Below are 21,354 nucleotides of genomic sequence, written 5' to 3' on the forward strand. Positions count from 1 at the left end.
TACCATCATGTCGCAACAAGAATTAACTTATCTCGCCTTAGGCGATTCTTATACTATTGGCGAAGCTGTTGAAGAAAAGGAAAGATATCCTGTTCAACTGAAAGAAGCCTTAAATGAAAGCGGGTTTTCTATAAACTCACCTAAAATTATTGCAACTACTGGCTGGACAACGGATGAATTAATGGCCGGTATTAAAAAAGAACAGCTTACCGAACCCTTTGATTTGGTTACGCTTTTAATTGGTGTAAATAACCAATACCGGAATCGTAGTATTGAGGCTTATAGGAGTGATTTTAGACGTTTATTGAGAATTGCCAACCGTTTTGCAAAGGGTAAAAAGAAACGAGTTTTCGTATTATCCATACCAGATTGGGGAGCAACACCCTTTGGTAAGGCTAATTTGGAAGTAATCACCAGCGCTATTCAAAAGTTTAACGTGGTTAACAAAGAAGAAAGTGAACGTTTTGGAGTAAACTATATTGACATTACTCCAAGCTCTTACAAAGCTCTTGATGATTTAAGTTATGTAGCCCATGACCAGCTTCATTATTCGGGTAAAATGTATGGCGAATGGGCAAAACTTCTATTGCCATATGTTCAAAAAAGCTTGAAATAAAACGATTACATAAAGAAAAAAATGCGTTTAGAGAAGTCTAAACGCATTTTTTATATAGGTTTTATTTGTTTTCTGTTACTACTGCACTGATGGTACTTACCATCGAGGCTCCAAAATAACCGACTGCTTTTTTAGGCGAGGAAGAATTTACATTTTTTATGTTTGTTCTTACATTGGCAGGTGGGTTGGCAAATATTCCCCCGTTGTTAACCTGGGCACGTAACTCATCATAAAAATGATAGGCATCCATGGTTATCGACCAGGTTTCAACGGTCACCTCGTCATTTAATTGAAATGGGTCTTTTGTGAACAATCGCACTTGTTTAAATTCAGCGCTATCAACAAATTCATCATCCATATAATTGAGATCTTCAATTGTTCCTAAATAGTGATTGTTTCGTTTAATTTTTATCCTGCAGGCATCGCCCAAACCTTTCAATTCATTGCCATAAAACTGCACAATATATCCATCCTCCTCCTGCTCAATTGACTTTTCCCGAAACTCAAATCCTAAAGAATCTAGCAAAAAGCTTTGGCGTGTGGCCTCTGTCTTTGCCTCATAAACCTCACCTTCGTATTCAATACTTAGGGTATAAGTTTCGCCCTTGGTGCTTCTAATGTTTTGAACCAAAAATCGTCCATTGGCAATTTCACTAAGCTGTTCGGTTTGTCCCGAACCGGTGGTTAATTTAACTTTAGCACCGGTTACAAATAAAGGCGCGGTGTTAGAAAAATAAGGTGACGTTTGTGAAATTTTAATTGTGTCGGGCACAGCTTTATTGGTTAGCCATCCGTCAACGGCTAATAATGCGGGACCGGAATCCAGTTTTACATCAACAACATCTTCACAAGAACTCAACGTAAATACTGAAAACGCAAGGACTATAAGTATATAGATCTTATTCATGACTATCTGAAATTAAAATTATAAGTAACTGATGGGATAAATGAACCAATAATTGATAATCGTCTTGATTCAGTTATCTGTGGATTGTCTTCACTCGGTTGGAAATAAATGGTGTATGGATTGCGTCGCGCATAAAGGTTGTAGATAGAAAATACCCAGTTACTGCCAAATTTGCTTCCCGGTTTGTGACTTGGATATAATGTTGCCGATATATCTAAACGATTATATGCCGGAATACGATAGTTGTTACGTGAATTGGTGGTATTATGTGGAACCACTATTCCATCAATCTCATACCTTCCATTTGGAAATGTGGTACTCACCCCTGTTGAGTAGGTAAATATGGCTGAAAAACTCCATCGCTTACTCATATCATAAATTCCCACCACCGAAAGGTTATGGGTTTTATCGTATTTGCTTGGGTAATATTCGTTGTTATTAATGCCATCAATTTGGCGTTCCGATTTCGACCAGGTGTAACTAATCCAGCCGTTTAGTTTACCGGTGTTTTTCTTTAAATAAAACTCAAGTCCGTAAGCTCGGGCCTTGCCATAAAGTAATTCACTTTCCAGGTTGCTGTTAAGAAAAAGTTCCGCGCCATCAATGTAATCGATTTGGTTTTGCATCTTCTTATAAAACCCTTCCAGCGAAAACTCGATACTATTGTTTTTGAAATTTCGGAAATAGCCTAATGCCACCTGATCAGCCACTTCGGGCTTAATATTATTGGTGGTTGGCTGCCAAACATCCAGCGGTGTGGCAGCTGTTGTATTTGAAATTAAATGTAAGTACTGTGCGGTTCGGTTATAACTGGCTTTTACCGACGATTCATCCGTTAACACGTAGCGAAGCGAAAGTCTTGGTTCGAGGTTAAAATGGGTTTTAATAACCTCGCCTTTATTATAAGATTGTGGATTAACGGGTTCTTTTCGCTGACCGGTAAGCCCTTCGTATTCATTTACTGTAAAGTTATTTTGACCGCTTACATAGCTAAAGCCGGATAGTCTTAAGCCATATTGCGCCGAAAGTTTTTCGGTTATTTTCTGTTCATTATCTAAATAAACTGCATACTCCCGACCAAGTTGCGTTTGCAAAGCAACATCGTTAAATGAAGTGTTTTCGTCTGCGGTTGTTGCTGAGCCAGGCTTAAACCGGTAAAAAGTCGCATTGGCGCCAAAGCTCAGTTTGTTGCTTTGATTAGCGTAATAAGAAAAATCGCCTTTTAAGGTTTGATTGATAATTCTTGAGGTCCAGTCGAAGGAATTTACACCGCTCGGAATTCCTAATGCATAATCATAATTACTGTAAACAGCAGTGAAATTTACAAATAAGCTTGGGTTAAAGGTATGGTTCCAGCGTAAGGTGCCGGTTCCGTTGCCCCAGTTCATTGCAAAACGCTCGGCAAATCCAAAGTTGTCTTTTCCAAAGTAGCCCGATAAGTATAATCGGTTATTCTCATTAATGGTGTAGTTTGCTTTTCCACTTAGATCATAAAAATAAGCGGAGTTTTTGTTCAGGCTTTCATCAGGAGAAAGCTTCAGGAACATATCAGCATATGATCTTCGGGCAGCAATTACAAATGAACCCTTTCCTTTCACAATAGGCGCTTCAGCCAAAAAACGTGCTGAAACAGTTCCTATTCCTCCGGAAGTGCTGAAATTATTCGCATTTCCATCCTTCATTCTAACATCCAAAATCGAAGACAATCTGCCTCCGTACATGGCAGGAATTCCCCCTTTTATCAGTTTTACATCTTTTACTGCATCAGGATCGAATACCGAAAAGAAACCAAACAGATGGGAGCTATTGTAAACCGGTGATTCATCAAGAAGGATAAGATTTTGGTCAACGCCACCGCCACGCACATTAAAGCCCGAAGAGCCTTCTCCAACGGTGCTAATGCCGGGCAAAAGCTGAATGCTTCGAACAATATCAACTTCGCCCATGAGTGCAGGCATTTTTTGGAGTGAACGCATTTCGAGTTTATTAACGCCCATATCCATGCTTGTGACATTTTTTTTTACCCCTGCCGAACTAACCACTACTTCGTCAATTTGCTTGCCCTCGGCCTCAAGATTAATATTTAACGTTGCTGATTTTGTAATGGTGACTTTTTTCTCAAGTGTTTTAAAACCAAGGTATTGAAACACCAGGGTATAACTGCCCGGCGTTACACTTAAGGAATAAAATCCATAACTATTGGTCGAGGATCCGCTGCCGTTTTCTTTTATTGAAACCGATGCGCCAATAATGTTTTCACCGTTCTCACTTTGTTTTACGTAACCACTTATGGTTGTTTTGTTTTTTTGCTGGGCAAAAGCTGTAATACTGCATAAAAGCAGCATAGCTATGAGCTTAGATTTTTTTAAGACTGTATTTAGCATGTTGGAATAAAGTAGAATAAAATTTAGATCTGTTTAGTTTGATAGGGTAATGTTCGGCAAAAGTATGACATGATAATAAAGTATGCTAACGCTTAATATTAAATAATTGTATAATGTTTGATACGGAAAGGCTTTAATTGCATTGGAAATGGACTTTTTGCTAAAGTGTTCGCTTACACTAGTAATAGGTTTGCTCTTTTTTGTTTAACAATTTGAATGGGGATGGAGCGCAATTTGTGCCTCGCTGCCTAGTTTACCCAGGAACTTTGTATATTAAAGCTACTTAGTTTCAATTTTAACAACCAATAGATAATGGAGATTAAGCTTAAAGGATGTGTGTTACGTCCCTGGCAAAAAGATGATGCTTTATCGCTGGTGCAGCATGCAAATAATAAAGCAGTTTGGGATAATTTAAGAGATTATTTTCCACATCCCTATACACTAATAGACGCTGTTGATTGGATAACGATAAATGAAAGGAGGGAGCCGGCTACTAATATGGCAATTGTGGTAGATGGTTACGCGGTTGGGGGCATTGGTATTATGCTGAAAGATGATGTTTCACGCATTAATGCTGAAATTGGCTATTGGCTCGGAGAATCCTATTGGAATAAAAAGATAATGAGCGAGGTTATAAGTGCTTTTGTTGAGTACGTCTTCGATAATTTTGATGTTATTAGAATTTATGCCGAAGTTTTTGAACGAAATTACGCATCAATGAAAGTCTTACAGCATGCCGGGTTTATTCAGGAAGCAATTTTGCGTTTTAGCATTGTAAAGAACAACGAAATAATGGACGCTTATGTCTTTTCTGTTTTAAAAAATTAGCTTCCTTTTCTTCCTGTAAGAAAAGGAAGTCGAGTATAGTTAAATCACTTCTCCTTTCGGATTGTCATCCATAAAATTTTGCCTGCTCATCTCTGAAACAGAGGCTCCGTTCAATGATAAATTCAACTGTTCGCCAACTGCTAGCAAGTGCAGTTCTTTGCCTTTGACAGCAAATTTCTCTTTAGCACCCGAATGATCAATCATGATATAGCCAAAAGTATCGTAATGTACACCAATTATCTGATCGCAATTAAGCATTAGGGAAGCCATTAAGGCCTGCTCAACATCCATCGTAAAGTTATCGCCAATTGGAAGTATTGCCCAGTTAATGTTGTGCATGCGGCCAAAAAGTTCCATATCACTAAACAAAGCGGTATCGCCCGAATAGTAAATACTCTTGCCCTCCAACGTTATAATAAACCCACCTGCTGCGCCTCCATAACTTCCATCAGCAAAACTACTAGTATGCATGGCTTGCACCATTTTTACACGACCAAAGTCAAAGTCCCATTTTCCGCCAAAATTCATTGGATGGCCTTCAAATCCTTTTTGCTGATAATGCATTACAATTTCAAAGGTTGAAATAATTTTGGCGCCTGTATTTTTTGCTATTTGTTCAACGTCGGCAGTATGGTCGGAATGGGCATGAGAAATAAGAATATAATCAGCTCTAATCCGATCAATGTCAATGTGTTTTGCCAATTCATTCCCCGAAATAAAAGGATCGAACAGTAATGTTTTTCCGTTTGTTTCAATGGAAAAACAAGAGTGACCATAATAGGTGAAGTTCATTGTTGTAATTTTTTTAGGTTTATGGAGATATAATATACCAAATATTGATTGATTAATTGATGAAATGGAAATGCTTATTCTGCAATTAATTCATCCCAATATTCAACAGCCCGGCGGTAATGCGGAATTACAATTGACCCTCCCACCAGCATCGCAATCATAAAGGTTTCATTCATTTCTTCACTATTTACACCAGCTTCTTTGCATTTACCTAAATGGTATTTTATACAATCGTCGCAACGAAGTACCATCGATGCTACCAGCCCCAACAGCTCTTTGGTTTTCACGTTTAGCGCTCCCTCGGCATACGAAGTAGTGTCTAAAGCATAGAAGCGCTTAATATTGGTGTTGGCAGTTTCCATTACACGGTCGTTCATCCGGGTACGGTAGCTGTTAAATTCTTCAATTAGTTTACCCATTGTTTTATTGATTTAATCTGATAATAATTTTTAAAATTGAACAAAGGTTAATTGCAGTGAACTATCCTCCAATTTCTACACTCGGATCCCAAAAATGTTTTTTAAAATTTTGCACTTTGTCATCCTTTACCAAAATGCCTTCGCTTTTAAGGAGCTCTTCCATTAGCGTTGGCGTTCCAAAATGAACTTTGCCTGTTAATAAGCCTGCACTGTTCACCACCCGATGAGCCGGAATTGGCGGTATGGCCGAAGAAGCGGCGTGCATTGCCCAGCCTACCATACGCGATGAGCCCTTGGTTCCCAGAAAATTGGCAATAGCTCCGTAGGATGTTATTCTTCCGGGGGGTATCAATCTAACCACGTCGAAAACCTTTTCAAAAAAGTTAGGATCTTTCATTTTGGGTAACTGCTTAAGGCTTTAAATTCTTCAGAAATTTACTCTATTAAAACCATGCTTCAAATTACCATGAGCCATGAAATGAAAAACCCTGAAATCAGTTATTGCCTGATACAGGGTTTGGAAAGCAAAAGAACAAAAACAGTTTTTAGAACTTACAGGCTAAAACGCACGTAGTTAATATTTTTACCTTGTGAAAGGTATTTTCGCTCGTAATATGTTTTAATTGAAAGCACCTCATCTAAAAGCTCAGAGTAATAAACATCATTGGTGTTTGCCAGCAAGGTTAGCTTGTTTTCGGCAATTACCTCTAAAGTATATTCATACAGCTGATCATTATCTGTTTTTAAATGGATAATGGCATTTTCTTTTAATATAGGCCGATAAACTTCCAGGAAACGCATAGAGGTTAAACGTTTCTTCTCCCGGCTTACCTGCGGTTGAGGATCTGGAAAGGTGATCCACACTTCATCCACTTCCATAGTTTCGAAATACGATTGCAGGTGCTCAATTTGAATACGTAAAAACGCCACATTTTCAATTCGATCTTCAATGGCCATTTTTGCGCCCGTCCACAAACGATTGCCTTTCAAATCAACACCAATAAAGTTTTTCTCCGGAAATTGTTTGGCAAGATTTACGGTATATTCACCCTTGCCACAGGCGAGCTCCAATACAATTGGATGATCATTTTTAAAAAACTCGGTTCTCCATTTTCCTTTTAAAGAACCGTCTTTTTGAAACACGTTATGAAACGTATCTAACTCAGCAAACTGACGTATTTTATTCTTTCCCACGGCCGCAAAGATAATAAAGTCTGCTAAAAACATGGATGTTCATACAGGGAGCCCATATCGATTTAATATCTTTAAACAATAACCTGCTTTAAGAGTTGTTATTTCTTCATGAGCAAAATGAAATTAATACTGGAGCAAATCAGAAAATCGCCGCAAAATTCGGTGGAAGAGCTCGCTATGCTTGTCAATAGTTTAAGGCCTGAGTCGAAAACTGTAATCAATTCAGCCCAGGAAAACCTCAAACAATTGATCGACTTATTAAATGAAGATCCTCAACTCTTATATGCTTTCCGGAAGTTTATTCAGCATATCATAAGTTCAAAAAATCATATCCGCTTATTCACTGAACTGGGTATTTCACCTCGCAGAAGTTTTATATCTGAGTTACTGAGACGTTTTAATGAAAAAATATTGCCCGATTACATTGAGGAAGATGAGTTGCTGAGTGTTATAGCCAATGTTTTTTATGAACCGGATGACTATCAATGGGTGGAGGCCATTCATATGGATATTTGGTGTGATTTATTTGAACTGATGGATTTTTCGGTGGAAGAAAACGCTTTTCTACCCAATGAATTCAATCCTTCCTTGTTTGCTTCTGCCCAAATATTAGCAAGCCGTATTACCTCATTAGGTCTAGAACCTGAAATGATTGTGAGGTTACCCCATATCGAAAATTTTAATTCTCCTTTCCAGGTGCTTTCTTATGAGGTTAACAAGCTCGTGGAACTAGCCAATGAATCAAAGCCTGATAAGGTACATATTCAGCAGCTTTACAGGCATATTTTGGTAATGCTCAGCCAATGTCGGGAGTCGATTGAACACGTTCGCAAAGGGCAAAGGCGATCGGGGGTAAGTATAAGTTTGGCTTATTTATTATTGAGGATAGAGCAGAACATTGAGCGTTTGGGACGGGTTTTGGGTTCAATTTTAAGCGAAACAAAGGAGCAAAGGTTAATGCTGGCGGTTGAAATTTTTATCCGTATGGTTCGTTTCGAAAACCAAAAGCATGGTATCAGGCAGCATATTAAAGAAAATACTCAAATGCTGGCTTACCAGGTGGTTGAGCTTACCAGTCAAACCGGTGAACATTACATCACCGATACCCCTCGTCAATATTATCGGTTCCTGTTGCAATCAATGGGAGGCGGGCTGATAATTTCATTTACTACCTGGATAAAGTTTGTTATTGGAAGTTTGAAAACCGCTCCTTTGGTTGAGGGGCTTCTATTCAGCCTGAATTACTCCTTGAGCTTTATAGCCATTTTTGTAACACATTCAACGCTGGCCACCAAGCAGCCTTCTATGACGGCCTCAGCCTTAGCAAGTGCGCTCGACGATAAGAAACACCAAACGATCAATTTGGATAAAACGGCTGACTTGATCGTAAAACTTTCGCGAAGCCAGTTCGCTTCATTTCTGGGTAATTTAATTATCGTTATACCGCTTCCTTATCTTATCGCATGGGCCTATCATTATTTTACAGGAAGCTACATTGTTGATGAAGCAAAGGCGCTCAAAACAATTAAAAGTATTGATCCGGTACATTCACTTTCGGTATTGTATGCGGTAATAACCGGGGTTTTCCTCTTTATTTCGGGTATAATCAATGGTTATTATGATAATAATGTACACTATGGAAATGTAGGCCTTCGTATTAAGAATAATCGTTTTTTGCAACGGCATTTCTCACAACGAAGGATCAATAAGATGAGTAGTTATATTGAAAAAAATTATGGCGGCCTTATGGGTAATCTATACCTTGGTTTTTTTCTGGGCTTTGCTGCAATTTTTGGACAGATCACCGGGCTGCCTTTTGACATACGACACGTAACGTTGGCCGGAGGTAGCTTTGCGATGGCTTATTATACATTGGGCGATTTTCTATCAGGTATAACTATCTGGACTTCCCTCTTAGGAATCTTTTTAATTGGTTTGATGAATTTTTTAGTGAGCTTTAGCCTTTCATTATTAGTCGCCTTAAGATCCCGAAAGGTTAATTTTAGCCAAACAGGGGAATTGTTTACCCGTGTGCTGGCACATTTCTTTGCAAAACCCATGGATTTCTTTTATCCACCCAGAAAAAAGAATTTATCTTTGCCCGTCGATTCTACTTTAATAAATGAATAAAGATTCAAGAATATACGTTGCCGGCCATCGCGGAATGGTGGGCTCGGCAATTTACCGCAAGTTGCAAAAAGAGGGTTTTGTAAATATTATAACCAAAACCTCGTCGGAGTTAGATTTGAGAAATCAACAGGCTGTGGCTGACTTTTTTAAAGCAGAAAAGCCGGATTATGTTTTTCTTGCTGCTGCAAAAGTGGGTGGCATTGTTGCCAACAATACCTACCGTGCCGATTTTATTTATGAGAACCTATGTATTCAAAACAATGTGATTCACCAATCGTATGTTCATGGGGTTAAGAAACTAATGTTTTTAGGTTCTTCATGTATTTATCCTAAAATGGCTCCTCAGCCATTAAAAGAGGAATACTTGTTAACCGGCTTGCTGGAACCTACCAATGAGCCTTATGCCATTGCCAAAATTGCAGGCATAAAAATGTGTGAGGCTTACCGTGCCCAGTATGGTTGCAATTTTGTATCAGTTATGCCAACTAACTTATACGGGCCTAATGATAATTATGATTTAGAGAAATCGCATGTGCTTCCAGCTCTTATCCGTAAGTTTCATGAAGCGAAGAAGAATAATCTCTCACAGGTGGAAATTTGGGGGACAGGGTCTCCTAAACGCGAATTTTTATATGCAGATGATCTTGCTGAAGCCTGTTTTTATTTAATGCAAAATTATAACCAAGTTGGTTTTGTGAATGTAGGGACAGGTGAAGACTTATCTATTAAAGAGTTAGCGTTACTGGTGAAGGAAATAGTTGGATTTAATGGTGAACTTACCTTTAATACCTCAAAGCCAGACGGTACGCCACGAAAATTAATGGATGTTTCAAAGCTTCACTCACTGGGATGGAAACATCAAATTGAGTTGCCCGAAGGAATTAAATTAGCTTATAACGATTTTTTAAGTAAGCAATAACATAAATATAGAAAGCTCATCAATTTTGATGAGCTTTCTTGTTAAGTATAAATTTCATGTTCCCAATCAATGGGTTCATCTCCCTTCGAATCTTTCTTTTTCCATTTAAACAAGCCTCCTATTGAGGAGAGGACTTTATCAAAATCTAAGTCTTTGAGGTTCTTTAACAGTAAATCCCCACCAACGGCTGTTGCCGCTCCAAAAAATCCTCGTTTTTTTCCTGTAATAAAACTGCTTAGCAGATAAGGAACAACAGACTTAATGCCACTCATAAATGCCGAGCTCATCAGGTTCTCACTTCCTCCGCCTTTCATGAAAAAGTTCAATGCCTTCTGCACAGGCTTTAAACGTTCATTTATCTGCTTAAACTGATTGTTAAGTTCCAATTCTTTTGCATCAGCAAGCACTTTTAATCGGGCTCTTTCGGCTCTTAGCTGCTCAATGTTCTCAATTTTGGTTGTCAGTTTTATCATCATTACTGCCTTTGAAAAAGTTACGGATAACTGTGTTGACCAATGGTTTCTCCAGGTATTTGTCTTTTATTAGAATAATGATCAAACTAATAAATAGATAAATGCCGGCTACTATTAAAAATCCTAAAGCCTGATTTTGCAATAGTTGACCAAGGTATAGCGCCAAGGCAGTACTTGCAAAAAAACAAAACATGATAACGAATAAGAGAACTGCGGCTCTGGTTATAAGACTGGCTAAAAGATTAGCTGTGTTTTCAGCAACAGAAAGTGTGACTATACGCAACTTTAAGGCGATATAATCTTTAATATTATCTACTAGTGTATTTGTGTCAAGTAGTTCCTTTTGTTCATTCATCGGTTAAAGTTTGTTGAAGGGAAGTACAGTAATTGTGCTTCCCTTAGTTGCTTTAAACACCAAGCTCATCAGATGCTTGTTGTACAGTTTTAGAGAAGCGACTTCTTGCTGAATCAATTCCACTATTGATTTTACTCAAAAGGTCATCTCCGCCTTTTTTTAAAGAGTCGCCAATCTTTTCTCGCAAATCGGATCCTTTTTCGGGAGCTAACAAAATGCCCAAAGTGGCACCAACTGCTAGGCCGGCAAAAAATGCCAGTAATGCTTTTGTGTTATCGTTCATAGCTTTTCAATTTTGGATATTTAATTAAATAGTACGAATTTCTATGCCAAAACTTTCGGTTAGGCATCCCTTAATTTACTTCTTCTTCTTTTAATATTTCTCGATTGGTCTCATAAATATTTACAAGAATGATAAAACCTGAAATTAGCAAAGGACCGTAAACTAAACCTAAAATTCCAAAAGTTGGGATGCCAATTATGACCCCTACAATTACAATAATGGGATGTGTGTTAGCGAATTTTTTTGATATGAAATAGCGCAAAACATTGTCGATGTTGGTAATTAGCAGAAATCCCCAAAGCAATATGCCCACCCCTGAAAAGGAGTTGCCGTTAGAAATGCTTATAATAGCTGCGGGAACAAATATTAACGGGGCTCCAACAACAGGTAAAAAGGAAAGAAAAATGCAAATGATCCCCCAGAATATTGGATCAGGGATTTTAAAGATCCAGAAGCCAATGGTCAATAAAGTACCTTGAACGCAGGCAATCAAACCTTGTCCTAGCACGTTTGAAAAGGTCATGTTTTTAATTTCCTCTCCAAATCTAACGCTATTTACTTTTGATAAAGGTGAGTATTTAATGAGAGAATTCTCAAATGATTTGTAATCGGCCAGCATAAAGTAGAGCAGGAAATACATGATCGATACTTCCAGTAATACCTGGCCCACTCTTCCAATAATACTCGAAAATACCTGGACGGCAATTCCCTGGGCTTTGACGAATATATCCTGTACAAGGTGAGGCTGTTTTAATCGCTGCGCTGCAAAACGATCAATATTGGCCAACATCTCCTTTATGTAGGCTGTATTTTGGCTAAAGTCCTGAATTTTGCCAACCACCATTGAAATGGTAAAGAAAAAGGGAACTACAATTATAAAGAAGGATAGAATAATAATTGAAATAGAAGATAAACCTGGTTTCCACCTCTTTTTCTCGATGAGGTATAAATTCAAGGGCCTGAATATGGTATAGAACACTACAGATCCCAAGACTGCACCCATAATGTCCAGAGTAGCATAGAATAAGAAACCTCCCAGTGCCAAAATGATAATCAAAATTATGCTGTTGCGTTCTTTTAAAGTAAATGAAGACATGCTGGTGATTTGATTAGTATAATATTGAAAGATAATGATAATTCAATTAAATGCGGCTTTTTGGAGGTCTTAAACCATAAAAAAGGGAGCCCCGTTTATCTACGGGACTCCCTTTTTTATGGTTTATCGTTTCTTACGACTATTGTACTTTGAATTCAACGCGACGGTTTTTCTGACGACCTTCTTCAGTATCGTTAGATGCTACCGGACGAGTTTCGCCGTAACCTTTAGTAGTGATGTTACCTGATTTTGCTCCGGCTTTCACTAATGCTTTTTTCACTGAAGCAGCACGACGTTTCGACAAGTCCATGTTGTAAGCTTCGGTACCTTCTTCTGAAGCGTGACCTTCTAACAACATTTTACCACCTGATGCTTTTAACTCGTTAGCCATGCTTTCAATTGCACCTGATGACTCTGGACGTAATTTGTCGGAGTTGAAGTCGAACTGAATGGTGTTGCTTTGCTCCACTGCTGCTACCGGTGCAGGAGTTGGGAATACGATCGTACGACCGGCTCCGTCTACTACGTTACCAGCAGGAGTGTTAGGCTCTTTATCAAATATATTTGATACGCCGTCACCGTCTGAATCTTTTTTAAGGTTCGATACTTCACCTTCGTTAGCCGCTACACGTGATTTTAATGCTTCCACTTCTTTGCGCAACTGATCGTCTTTCAACTCATCATACATCAAAGCATATGGATTTACCCAGTCCAGGTTTTTCTTTTCTTTAGCTCCTAGGGCAAAGTTTAAACCAGCGTAACCGTATGACCACTTGTCACTGCTTGGACCAAACCAAGTTCTGTCCAAATTGTCAGCATCCAGGAAGTTCATGGTGTAACCTAAGTCTAAGCCAATACCTTCAGCTAGTCTGAATTTCAATCCACCGCCAACTGGGAAGAACTGCTCAGTGCGTGTATCTGCATCTGGTTTGTAACCGGTTAAACCGTAACCGCCTTGTAGATACAATGCCACTTTGCTGTCACGTTTCCATAACAAGCTAGTCAGGTCTACCTGACCTTGTAATGAAACAGCATAGTTAATAGTGGTTGAAAACGAGTTGAAACCAGGGTAACCTTGATTGTTAGTAGAACCATTGTAGCTACCTGCAACTTTACCACCCTGATAGTCTAATTTTAAACCAAAGGCGTGGGTTAATTGTTTTTGAACGTACAGGCCGTAACCAAAGTTAGCGTCCCATTTGTTGTAGTCATTATGGCCTCCTAAGAAAACTACAGGTGCTGCTACACCCGCGTTTACTCCGATTTGCCAAGTTCTGAATTGTTTGGTCCCGCCAAACACTTTCGCGCCTCCATCTTGGGCAAATGCCGATAGACCGCTAAATGCTGTAACCAGCGTCATAGCTGCTATCTTCTTAAAAGTAAATTTGTTCATATTAAACTTTTTATTGTTGGGGCAAAGCTAAGGCAATTTAATTGCCATTTTCATGATGATGAACAGTCATTCAGGTGTTGTTTTCAATAACTATTTACTATTGAGCTGTTTTACAGAAGATTATTGAAATTGTAACTTTTTTGTCACGCCAGCTTGAATTTGAGGATAAAACGAGTGCCATAGCCGAGCTTGCTTTCAACATCAATACTTCCGGCATGAGTTAATATGATATTTTGAGTACTGGTTAACCCCAAACCACTTCCGTTTTGCTTTTCGGTATAAAATGGTTCGAACAGTTTGCCCAGATTTTCGGGTTTTATACCGGTTCCATTATCAGCAATTTCTACAATTGCCTTATCCTGCTCACAGGTAGTCTTAATTTTTAAAACCCCTTTTTGAGGAAGCATGGCTTCAATAGCATTTATTATGATGTTAAGAATGGCTATTTTAATCTTGTCATTGTCAACCGATATCTCACAGTCAGGCAGCATATAATCCTTTTCTACCTTAATTTCATTGAGCGTGATGCGGTCAATTGCCAATTCAAGCGTTTCATCAATTAGTGTATTAACTGATTTCTTTTGTAGTTCGAGGTATTCGGCACGTGTGCTGTTCAACAACTGCGTGATCAGCACATTAATGCGCTTGCAATTGCGCTGAATGATATCGAAGTAGAAATCATAATTGTTTTCAGTATCATTTATTTCGAGTTTAAGCTGTTCCAGTGCGAGGTTTACATTTGTTAATGGATTCCTGACCTCATGAGCAATGGTTCGTGCCACCCGCTCCGTTGCATCCAGTTTCTGCGAAACGATTCTCTCTTGTTCTGATTGTTTAAGAGCACTTATGTCGTGGATTATTCCCTGGAAGAAAATGGATCGACCTTCGCTATCGTATTGGGCCGAAGCGGTAATCAAAGCGTAAATACGTTGCCCTTTTCTGCTTATTAATGTTTCCTCTTTGTCACTAAGGTTTCCACGTTGAATTAATTCTTGCTGAAATTCTTCCCAATCTTTTTTTAAGTAGAAAAACGAGCGAAGATTCGAGCTCTTTAACTCTGAAAGGTTTACGCCTAATAAGCTTACAGCCGATTGGTTGATATCGATAATATTGCCATCGCGGTTAATTATAAAGATGACATCTTTGGATTGCTCGAACAGGCTGCGATACTTATATTCACTCTTAAGGATTTTAGCCTGGTTATGTTTACGTTCAGTTATATCCTGAATTACGCTGAGTACCTGGGTGGTATTTCCATGGTAATCTGTTTTAAAAGCTACCCGGCGTGATGAAAGCCAACGCCACTCGCCTGATGGACGTTTAAAGCGATATTCATTTTCTACAACCTGGCCTTCAGCAACAGCATACATTCTGCCCGAATAATCCTCGGTGTTTAATTGAACTTCACCGTTTATAATTGAATTAAGTTGTACTTTGTTGATTTGGAATAGCTCTTCTTCGGTGATATCCAAAATTTGCAGCAGTTCTTTGTTGCAATAAATCGGTTTTAACACTTCAATATCAATTACCAGAATGCCCGTTGGTGTATTGGTAGCAATTTTCTCTATAAAGTTTTTGCTTTCCTTAAGATCAATTTCGTTCTTTTTAATTTCAGAGATATCATCAAAAACAATAACGCAACCATCCCGGTACTTTACCGCATTAATGTAAAACCATTTATTTAAGCTTCTTGAGTAGTGCTGAGTTTCGAATAAGGTGTCATATTCAACAACTTTTACGTATTCACTAAACAATCCCGATTCTTTTACAGTTAAAAATATTTCTGTTAATTTTCGGTTAACCAAACTGCCTTGAAATGAGTAATTAAAAAGCTTGCGTAAGAGATATTCGGCAACAGGGTTGGTTAAAATAGAACGGAAATCAACAATGTCTCCCTTTTCATTTCTAATGGTTTCAAATGTAATGATGGCATAGGTCGAGCTGTTGAGTACCCCACCAATAAGGTCTTCGGCTTTTTTCCGCTCCTCAGCCACCTGATGCAAATTGGCAATCACCGTTTTTTCATTCCTTAAGGTTTCTAAATAATTAAGGCCTAACCCACAGAAAGGAATGACATAGGTAACCATTTTCATGAAATGAGCGATCATGAAATGATTATCAAAAATTTGCATACTGAACGCCATGTGCAACTGTGTAAAAATTGCAGGGAAAAGGCTTAAAATAAGCGTTAATGAAAATTTTGAAGGATAGCGGTGATAAAACTTAGGGAATACAAACACCAGTGCAAGGAAATAAAGTAATAAAGGGATTCCATCTGCTGGATGCGTATAAAACTTACCGGTTATTGCTGAGGTGGGTAGCTTTTTCAGATTTAACAGCACATTGATCGTTAAGAAGGTAAGTAAAACGAAGATGATACTTATAAAGCTTACAAAGCGGACATTGGACCGTTCATTGGTAATGGTTCCCACAGGGCGCATGATCAAAAACATGCCGGTTCCAATAATGAGAATAAATGCGTGGTATCCACTGCTAAGGAGCCAGGTAAAGGCTGAGATATCAACTAATTCAGTGGTTATGGATAACAACTGTGTTGCTGAAAGTATGTGAAATACATCAAACAATCCGGCACAAAAAAGTGCTACTCCAACTATTGGAGTGGTTATGTCCCGTTTTATGCTGTAATCAACAAAGGCTAGAATGATTGTTAGGAAGGCAATGGTAATGGCTATACTTACTAGGATAATATGGACGAAACGTCCGGCCAGCGCATAGTAAATAATATTTTGCTGGCTCTCATAGTTTAACGTATTTAACTTGGTAATATCAATTACCTGGTCATGAACTCCAAAATCAAAGCCCAGTAAGTTTAAAAAGCTTGGCAGAACACAAATAATAAGTGTTGACCAAATAAACTGGGATGGTAATTCATAATTACCAAAAATGCGGCTTAAGCTATTCTTCACACTGCAATCTTAATTAAGCTTCATTGCTTTCATTTTATTATAAAGAGTCTTTCTGTCGATATTTAAAATGGCAGCAGCTTTGGTTTTGTTAAAATTTACTTCTCTCAATACTTTCATGATGGTATCCAACTCGGCTTCCTGAGCGGCTGATTTTAAATCATTTCGACTGAATGCCACCGTTCTCACCGGTTCTACAAATTGCGGCTCTGTTGAGGAAGCGATGGGAGAAAAGTTTAGTTCTAATAATTCAAGTGGGAGCGAACGTGATTCAATCTCACTACCATCTTCTGTTAAAAGTGCTGCTCGACGAACTACGTTTTTTAGCTCACGAATGTTACCCGGCCAGCTGTATCGTGTAAAATAGCGAATAACTTCAGGTGAAAAACCGGGAATATGTTTATTCAATTCAATACTCGTTTGCTTTAAAAAATGTTCAGCAAATTGCATCAAATCGCCATGACGGTTTCTTAACGGAGGAATATGTATACTGAACTCATTAAAACGGTGGAAAAGGTCTTCACGGAATCGGCCTTTTTGAACAGCCTCCCAAAGGTTTTCATTGGATGCCACCAGAATACGAACATCTAATTCAATCTCTTTATTTCCTCCAATACGCTTTACTTTTCGTTCCTGAATAACACGCAATAGCGAAACCTGAATATCGTATGATAAATTAGCTACCTCGTCAAGAAACAAGGTTCCTCCGTTTGCCATTTCAAAATGACCAATTTTTTGAGCCAAAGCTCCTGTAAATGAACCTTTTTCATGTCCAAACAGCTCACTACCTGCCAATTCTTTTGATAATGAACCACAATCGAGCGGTATAAACGGTCTATCTTTACGGGGGCTGTTCTGATGGATCATATTCGCTACTGATTCTTTTCCTGTCCCACTTTCACCAAATAAAATAACGCTGTAATTAGTAGGTGCCACCAGGCTTATCTGCCGGTAGAGTTCCTTAGCAGATTCACAATCTCCAAGCACATAGTTTTTAGTTATCAAAACGCCCTGTTGTGTTTTAGTGGGTTTTGAGGTTTTTGATTCTTCTTGAATTGACTCGGTCTGCTCGTTTTTGCGTACTTGAGCTGTTTCCAGTGCCTTATTTATGGTGTTTAATATTTCATCGGGATAAAGCGGTTTCGAAATGTAATCGTAAGCGCCGTTTTTAACCATTTCCACAGCAATTTTAACATCAGAATAACCTGTTATTATAATTACAATGGTTTGAGGGTGTATGGCAAGTATTTTATCAAGCATATCACGACCATCTGTATCTTCCAGTCGGTAATCGCATAATATTAAATCGTACCGATTAACATTAAGCAACTCCATAGCCTTTGCTCCACTTGTGGCGGTTTCTACATTAAATCCATGTTTGGTTAAAAAACGTGTTAATAGTAGTCCAATGTTTACTTCGTCGTCAATGATCAGGATATTTTTCATGCTATTCGATATTAAAATCTAAAAAAATGAGTACTCAACTTCCCAGCAAGGATCTAAATTAAAGGTGTGTATTTTTTTCCACACTTTTTCTTTAATTCGTAAAAATCGATGCCCAATATTTTTGTTTATCAGGTTTATATATGCTTATAATCATATAGTACGACAAAAGAATTGTGCTGCACAGTTATGATAAATCCTTTTGCTGGTTGAGTTTAATTGTATGTATTAAACTTGGTTTCAGTTAAAATAATGCAAAGCCTGAACCAAATTAGTTTGTAAAAAAACGGTCCTAATTATAAAAACATAAAAAGCCGGTATTTATGCCGGCTTCTGTATAAATAAGATCATTTTACTTTTAAACATCTTCAAAGCGTAAATGTTTAATTGTATTTCCTTTATTTATGAGCTGATAAAGCGACTCAATGCCAATTTTTAAGTGTTGTTCAACATATTTTTCAGTAACTTTTAAATCGCTTTCAGATGTTTTTACACCCGAAGCTATCATGGGCTGGTCTGAAACCAAAAGCAAAGCTCCCGACGGGATTTTGTTATAAAAACCTGCAGTGAAAAGGGTGGCAGTTTCCATATCAATAGCCATGCAGCGGATTTTTCGGAGATAATCTTTAAACTCTTCATCGTGCTCCCAAACCCGGCGATTAGTTGTGTAAACAGTGCCGGTCCAGTAATCGCGTTTATGCTCCCTGATTGCAGTGGATACCGCTTTCTGAAGGGAAAATGCAGGTAAGGCAGGTACTTCGGCCGGGAAATAATCATTTGAAGTTCCTTCGCCTCTAATCGCAGCTATTGGTAAAATAAGATCACCCAATTCGTTTTTACGTTTTAATCCTCCGCATTTACCTAAAAATAAAGTTGCCTTGGGCTTTATGGCAGATAATAGATCCATTATGATGGCGGCATTGGGGCTGCCCATTCCAAAATTTATAATGGTTATATCATCGGAGGTTGCATTAAGCATGGGCTTATCTTGCCCTTTAAGTTCCACCCCCTTCCATTCGGCAAATAACCTTACATAATTATTGAAATTGGTCAACAGAATGTACTCGCCAAAATCCTTTAACTCGGTACCTGTGTAGCGTGGCAACCAATTGGCCACAATTTCTTCTCTACTTTTCATAAGCTTTATTATTTGATTGATTTCATCTTTTCGGTAATACAACCTCTGCATTACCTGTCAATCGTTTTATAAACTATCGTATTTACAAGGTACAAAAAAAGCCCACCGAAATCGGTGAGCTTTTCAACTTAATTAAGATTTTTCTCAGAAGCCAAATGAATACGCAAATCGTAATCCGAAAAATGATCTGTCAAAGTCTCCTGTATGACCTTCGTAGCGAGCTGAAACATCGACAAATTTATTGTCTGCAACAGGAAAGGAATATCCAAGTCCAGGAGCATACACAAATGTGGTTGAAGAACCATCTCCTGTATAAAAAGCCGCTCCTAATTCGCCAATGCCATAAAAATTGCTTGCGAAATAATACTTACCACCAACTTTTACGGGAATAAACCCCGAACCTTCAAGTCCATCAATTTTACTATTGGTAAATGTTGAATAACCAGCCGTTGCTGTTACTGAAAGGTTGGACTTAACTGGAAATTCGGCCTGTAGAGAACCACCTAATACAATCTTGTACACATCAGCAGCATTGCCAAGAGGGAAGCCTGATTCAAAAGCAATGTTTAATAATTTTTTACCAGCCGGAGCTTGTGCATTAACATGGTTTGATACCATAAGAGCGCTAACAAAAAGTATAGCTAATAAAGTGAGACGTTTCATAATTAGAGTTTGTTTGTATTGTTTTTCAAAAAAAATAAGCAATCAACTATTTAATGAAAGTAGAAGATTTATGTTGTTTACCATTTGGTAATGGTGAAACGAAGTTAATAAATAAGCCCGATTCAAAAATTACCGACCTGTAAAATTAGCTTTACGTTTTTCAATAAAAGCTTGTGTCCCTTCCTTAAAGTCATCAGTGCCAAAAAGCTTTCCAAATTCTTCAATTTCAACGATATAGCCATTTTTGTCTTTCGAATAAAATGCGTTTACAGCCTTTAGCGCTGACGTGAGTGCTAATGGTGCACGACTAAGCATTTTTTCTGCTAATTCTTCACATTTGGTTATAAGCGCATATTCGGGGGTTACCTCATTTACTAAACCAATGCTTTTTGCATCTTCTGCCCTTACCATATCGGCAGTTAAGATCATTTCTAAAGCCTTAGCTTTACCCACAAGTTGAGTTAATCGTTGAGTGCCACCATATCCCGGAATTAATCCCAGTGTTACTTCAGGGAGTCCAAGCTTTGCATTTTCACTTGCAATACGAATATGGCAAGCCATGGCTAATTCTAAACCTCCGCCTAAAGCAAATCCATTTATAGCAGCAATTATAGGCTTTGGGCTGTTTTCAATAAGGTCGAAAACATTGGTGTGGCCATCGGTTGCCAGTTGCTGTCCTTCGGCAACTGTAAAGTTCGCAAACTCTGAAATGTCGGCCCCTGCAACAAAGGCTTTAGGCCCGTCGCCGGTAATAATGGCTACTCCTGCTTTTGCATTTGTAATAAAATCTTTAATAACCGCACTTAGCTCGGCAAGCGTATCTTTATTAAGTGCGTTTAACTTGGCTGCACGATTAATAGTTATATATAAAATACGGTTCTTTATTTCGACTAAAAGATTGTTGTACATAATAAAATGATTTTTAGGAAAAGATGATTAATGTGTTGGCTAAGCAAATTGAAGACCTAAAAAGATCGGTGTTCTTTTGTCCAGTCTGAGATATATTCAACGATGTCGGCGGTACTTGTTCCTGGAGGGAATAAAGTACCTACGCCAAGCTCATTTAATTGTTTCATATCTCCTTCAGGAATGATGCCTCCGCCGGTTAACAAGACATCGTCCAATTGCTTTTCCTTCATCAGTTTCATAATTTTTGGAAAAACGGTCATATGAGCGCCAGAAAGGATACTGATGCCAATGGCATCAACGTCTTCCTGCAGGGCAGTGTTTACAATCATTTCGGGAGTTTGTCGCAGGCCGGTATAAATAACTTCCATGCCTGCATCTCTCAACGAGGTGGCTATAATTTTGGCACCTCGATCGTGGCCATCAAGGCCGCACTTGGCAACTAAAACTCGAATAGGTCTGTTCATCAATTGGTCATCATAAGTGCCCTT

21 protein-coding genes are annotated in these 21,354 nt (G+C 38.4%); 4 read left to right on the forward strand and 17 right to left on the reverse strand.

Features of this window, described 5'->3' with window-relative positions; translation table 11 throughout:
* Positions 1-7: 7 nt before the first annotated feature.
* Entirely contained in the window at positions 8-616 is a 609-nt protein-coding gene (locus C3K47_RS01270) for an SGNH/GDSL hydrolase family protein (RefSeq protein ID WP_103787258.1), read from the forward strand.
* 61 nt (positions 617-677) lie between these two features.
* Here C3K47_RS01270 and C3K47_RS01275 read toward each other — a convergent pair whose 3' ends face one another.
* On the reverse strand, positions 678-1,523 hold the full coding sequence (locus C3K47_RS01275; RefSeq protein ID WP_103787259.1) for a DUF4249 domain-containing protein: 846 nt from the start codon (positions 1,521-1,523) through the stop codon (positions 678-680).
* Between the two features lie 2 nt (positions 1,524-1,525).
* Positions 1,526-3,868, reverse strand: a complete 2,343-nt coding sequence (locus C3K47_RS01280) for a TonB-dependent receptor (RefSeq protein ID WP_243392474.1) — start codon at positions 3,866-3,868, stop codon at positions 1,526-1,528.
* A gap of 351 nt (positions 3,869-4,219) precedes the next feature.
* Between C3K47_RS01280 and C3K47_RS01285 the strand changes: the two genes are divergently transcribed.
* Complete coding sequence (locus tag C3K47_RS01285) at positions 4,220-4,735, forward strand: GNAT family N-acetyltransferase (RefSeq protein WP_103787261.1); 516 nt, start codon at positions 4,220-4,222, stop codon at positions 4,733-4,735.
* Positions 4,736-4,774: 39 nt separating this feature from the next.
* Here C3K47_RS01285 and C3K47_RS01290 read toward each other — a convergent pair whose 3' ends face one another.
* The 4 genes from C3K47_RS01290 to trmB all read right to left on the reverse strand — a co-directional run bounded on the left by C3K47_RS01290 (position 4,775) and on the right by trmB (position 7,140).
* Positions 4,775-5,527, reverse strand: coding sequence for a metal-dependent hydrolase (locus C3K47_RS01290; protein WP_103787262.1), 753 nt, complete (start codon positions 5,525-5,527; stop codon positions 4,775-4,777).
* A 74-nt stretch (positions 5,528-5,601) separates the two neighbouring features.
* Positions 5,602-5,946, reverse strand: a complete 345-nt coding sequence (locus C3K47_RS01295; RefSeq protein ID WP_103787263.1) for a carboxymuconolactone decarboxylase family protein — start codon at positions 5,944-5,946, stop codon at positions 5,602-5,604.
* A 61-nt stretch (positions 5,947-6,007) separates the two neighbouring features.
* Positions 6,008-6,343 carry an MGMT family protein gene (locus C3K47_RS01300; RefSeq protein ID WP_103787264.1) on the reverse strand — a complete coding sequence of 112 codons (336 nt, stop codon included), beginning with the start codon at positions 6,341-6,343 and terminating at the stop codon, positions 6,008-6,010.
* Between the two features lie 155 nt (positions 6,344-6,498).
* Positions 6,499-7,140 (reverse strand): tRNA (guanosine(46)-N7)-methyltransferase TrmB, encoded by a 642-nt coding sequence (gene trmB / locus C3K47_RS01305; protein ID WP_103787506.1) that lies wholly within the window; start codon positions 7,138-7,140, stop codon positions 6,499-6,501.
* 117 nt (positions 7,141-7,257) lie between these two features.
* Here trmB and C3K47_RS01310 point away from each other — a divergent pair, with 117 nt between their 5' ends.
* Together C3K47_RS01310 and fcl are read left to right on the forward strand one after the other, a co-directional pair.
* Complete coding sequence (locus C3K47_RS01310) at positions 7,258-9,270, forward strand: site-specific recombinase (RefSeq protein WP_165784600.1); 2,013 nt, start codon at positions 7,258-7,260, stop codon at positions 9,268-9,270.
* Positions 9,263-10,189 (forward strand): GDP-L-fucose synthase, encoded by a 927-nt coding sequence (gene fcl / locus C3K47_RS01315; protein WP_103787266.1) that lies wholly within the window; start codon positions 9,263-9,265, stop codon positions 10,187-10,189. Before C3K47_RS01310 ends, fcl begins: the two co-directional genes overlap by 8 nt.
* Before the next feature lie 41 nt (positions 10,190-10,230).
* Here fcl and C3K47_RS01320 read toward each other — a convergent pair whose 3' ends face one another.
* From C3K47_RS01320 to C3K47_RS01370, 11 genes are all read right to left on the reverse strand, one after another.
* Positions 10,231-10,665, reverse strand: coding sequence for a hypothetical protein (locus tag C3K47_RS01320; RefSeq protein ID WP_133159309.1), 435 nt, complete (start codon positions 10,663-10,665; stop codon positions 10,231-10,233).
* Positions 10,637-11,017 carry a phage holin family protein gene (locus C3K47_RS01325; protein ID WP_103787268.1) on the reverse strand — a complete coding sequence of 127 codons (381 nt, stop codon included), beginning with the start codon at positions 11,015-11,017 and terminating at the stop codon, positions 10,637-10,639. Before C3K47_RS01325 ends, C3K47_RS01320 begins: the two co-directional genes overlap by 29 nt.
* A gap of 52 nt (positions 11,018-11,069) precedes the next feature.
* Positions 11,070-11,300, reverse strand: a complete 231-nt coding sequence (locus C3K47_RS01330) for a YtxH domain-containing protein (RefSeq protein ID WP_103787269.1) — start codon at positions 11,298-11,300, stop codon at positions 11,070-11,072.
* A gap of 70 nt (positions 11,301-11,370) precedes the next feature.
* Positions 11,371-12,396 (reverse strand): AI-2E family transporter, encoded by a 1,026-nt coding sequence (locus C3K47_RS01335; protein ID WP_103787270.1) that lies wholly within the window; start codon positions 12,394-12,396, stop codon positions 11,371-11,373.
* Between the two features lie 139 nt (positions 12,397-12,535).
* Positions 12,536-13,789 (reverse strand): OmpA family protein, encoded by a 1,254-nt coding sequence (locus C3K47_RS01340; protein ID WP_103787271.1) that lies wholly within the window; start codon positions 13,787-13,789, stop codon positions 12,536-12,538.
* A gap of 143 nt (positions 13,790-13,932) precedes the next feature.
* Positions 13,933-16,716, reverse strand: coding sequence for a PAS domain S-box protein (locus C3K47_RS01345; RefSeq protein ID WP_103787272.1), 2,784 nt, complete (start codon positions 16,714-16,716; stop codon positions 13,933-13,935).
* Positions 16,717-16,725: 9 nt separating this feature from the next.
* Positions 16,726-18,159, reverse strand: coding sequence for a sigma-54-dependent transcriptional regulator (locus C3K47_RS01350; RefSeq protein ID WP_103787273.1), 1,434 nt, complete (start codon positions 18,157-18,159; stop codon positions 16,726-16,728).
* A gap of 355 nt (positions 18,160-18,514) precedes the next feature.
* Positions 18,515-19,294: an AMP nucleosidase gene (locus C3K47_RS01355; protein ID WP_103787507.1), complete on the reverse strand. Its 780-nt coding sequence runs from the start codon at positions 19,292-19,294 to the stop codon at positions 18,515-18,517.
* A gap of 144 nt (positions 19,295-19,438) precedes the next feature.
* The gene (locus C3K47_RS01360) at positions 19,439-19,957 is read right to left on the reverse strand and encodes a hypothetical protein (RefSeq protein ID WP_103787274.1); all 519 of its coding nucleotides are present in this window, start codon (positions 19,955-19,957) and stop codon (positions 19,439-19,441) included.
* A gap of 129 nt (positions 19,958-20,086) precedes the next feature.
* Positions 20,087-20,869, reverse strand: a complete 783-nt coding sequence (locus C3K47_RS01365; RefSeq protein ID WP_103787275.1) for an enoyl-CoA hydratase/isomerase family protein — start codon at positions 20,867-20,869, stop codon at positions 20,087-20,089.
* A gap of 53 nt (positions 20,870-20,922) precedes the next feature.
* On the reverse strand, positions 20,923-21,330 hold the full coding sequence (locus tag C3K47_RS01370) for a cobalamin B12-binding domain-containing protein (RefSeq protein ID WP_103787276.1): 408 nt from the start codon (positions 21,328-21,330) through the stop codon (positions 20,923-20,925).
* Positions 21,331-21,354 lie beyond the last annotated feature (24 nt).

The sequence above is a fragment of the Solitalea longa genome (assembly GCF_002920915.1).
Taxonomy (GTDB): Bacteria; Bacteroidota; Bacteroidia; order Sphingobacteriales; family Sphingobacteriaceae; genus Solitalea; species Solitalea longa.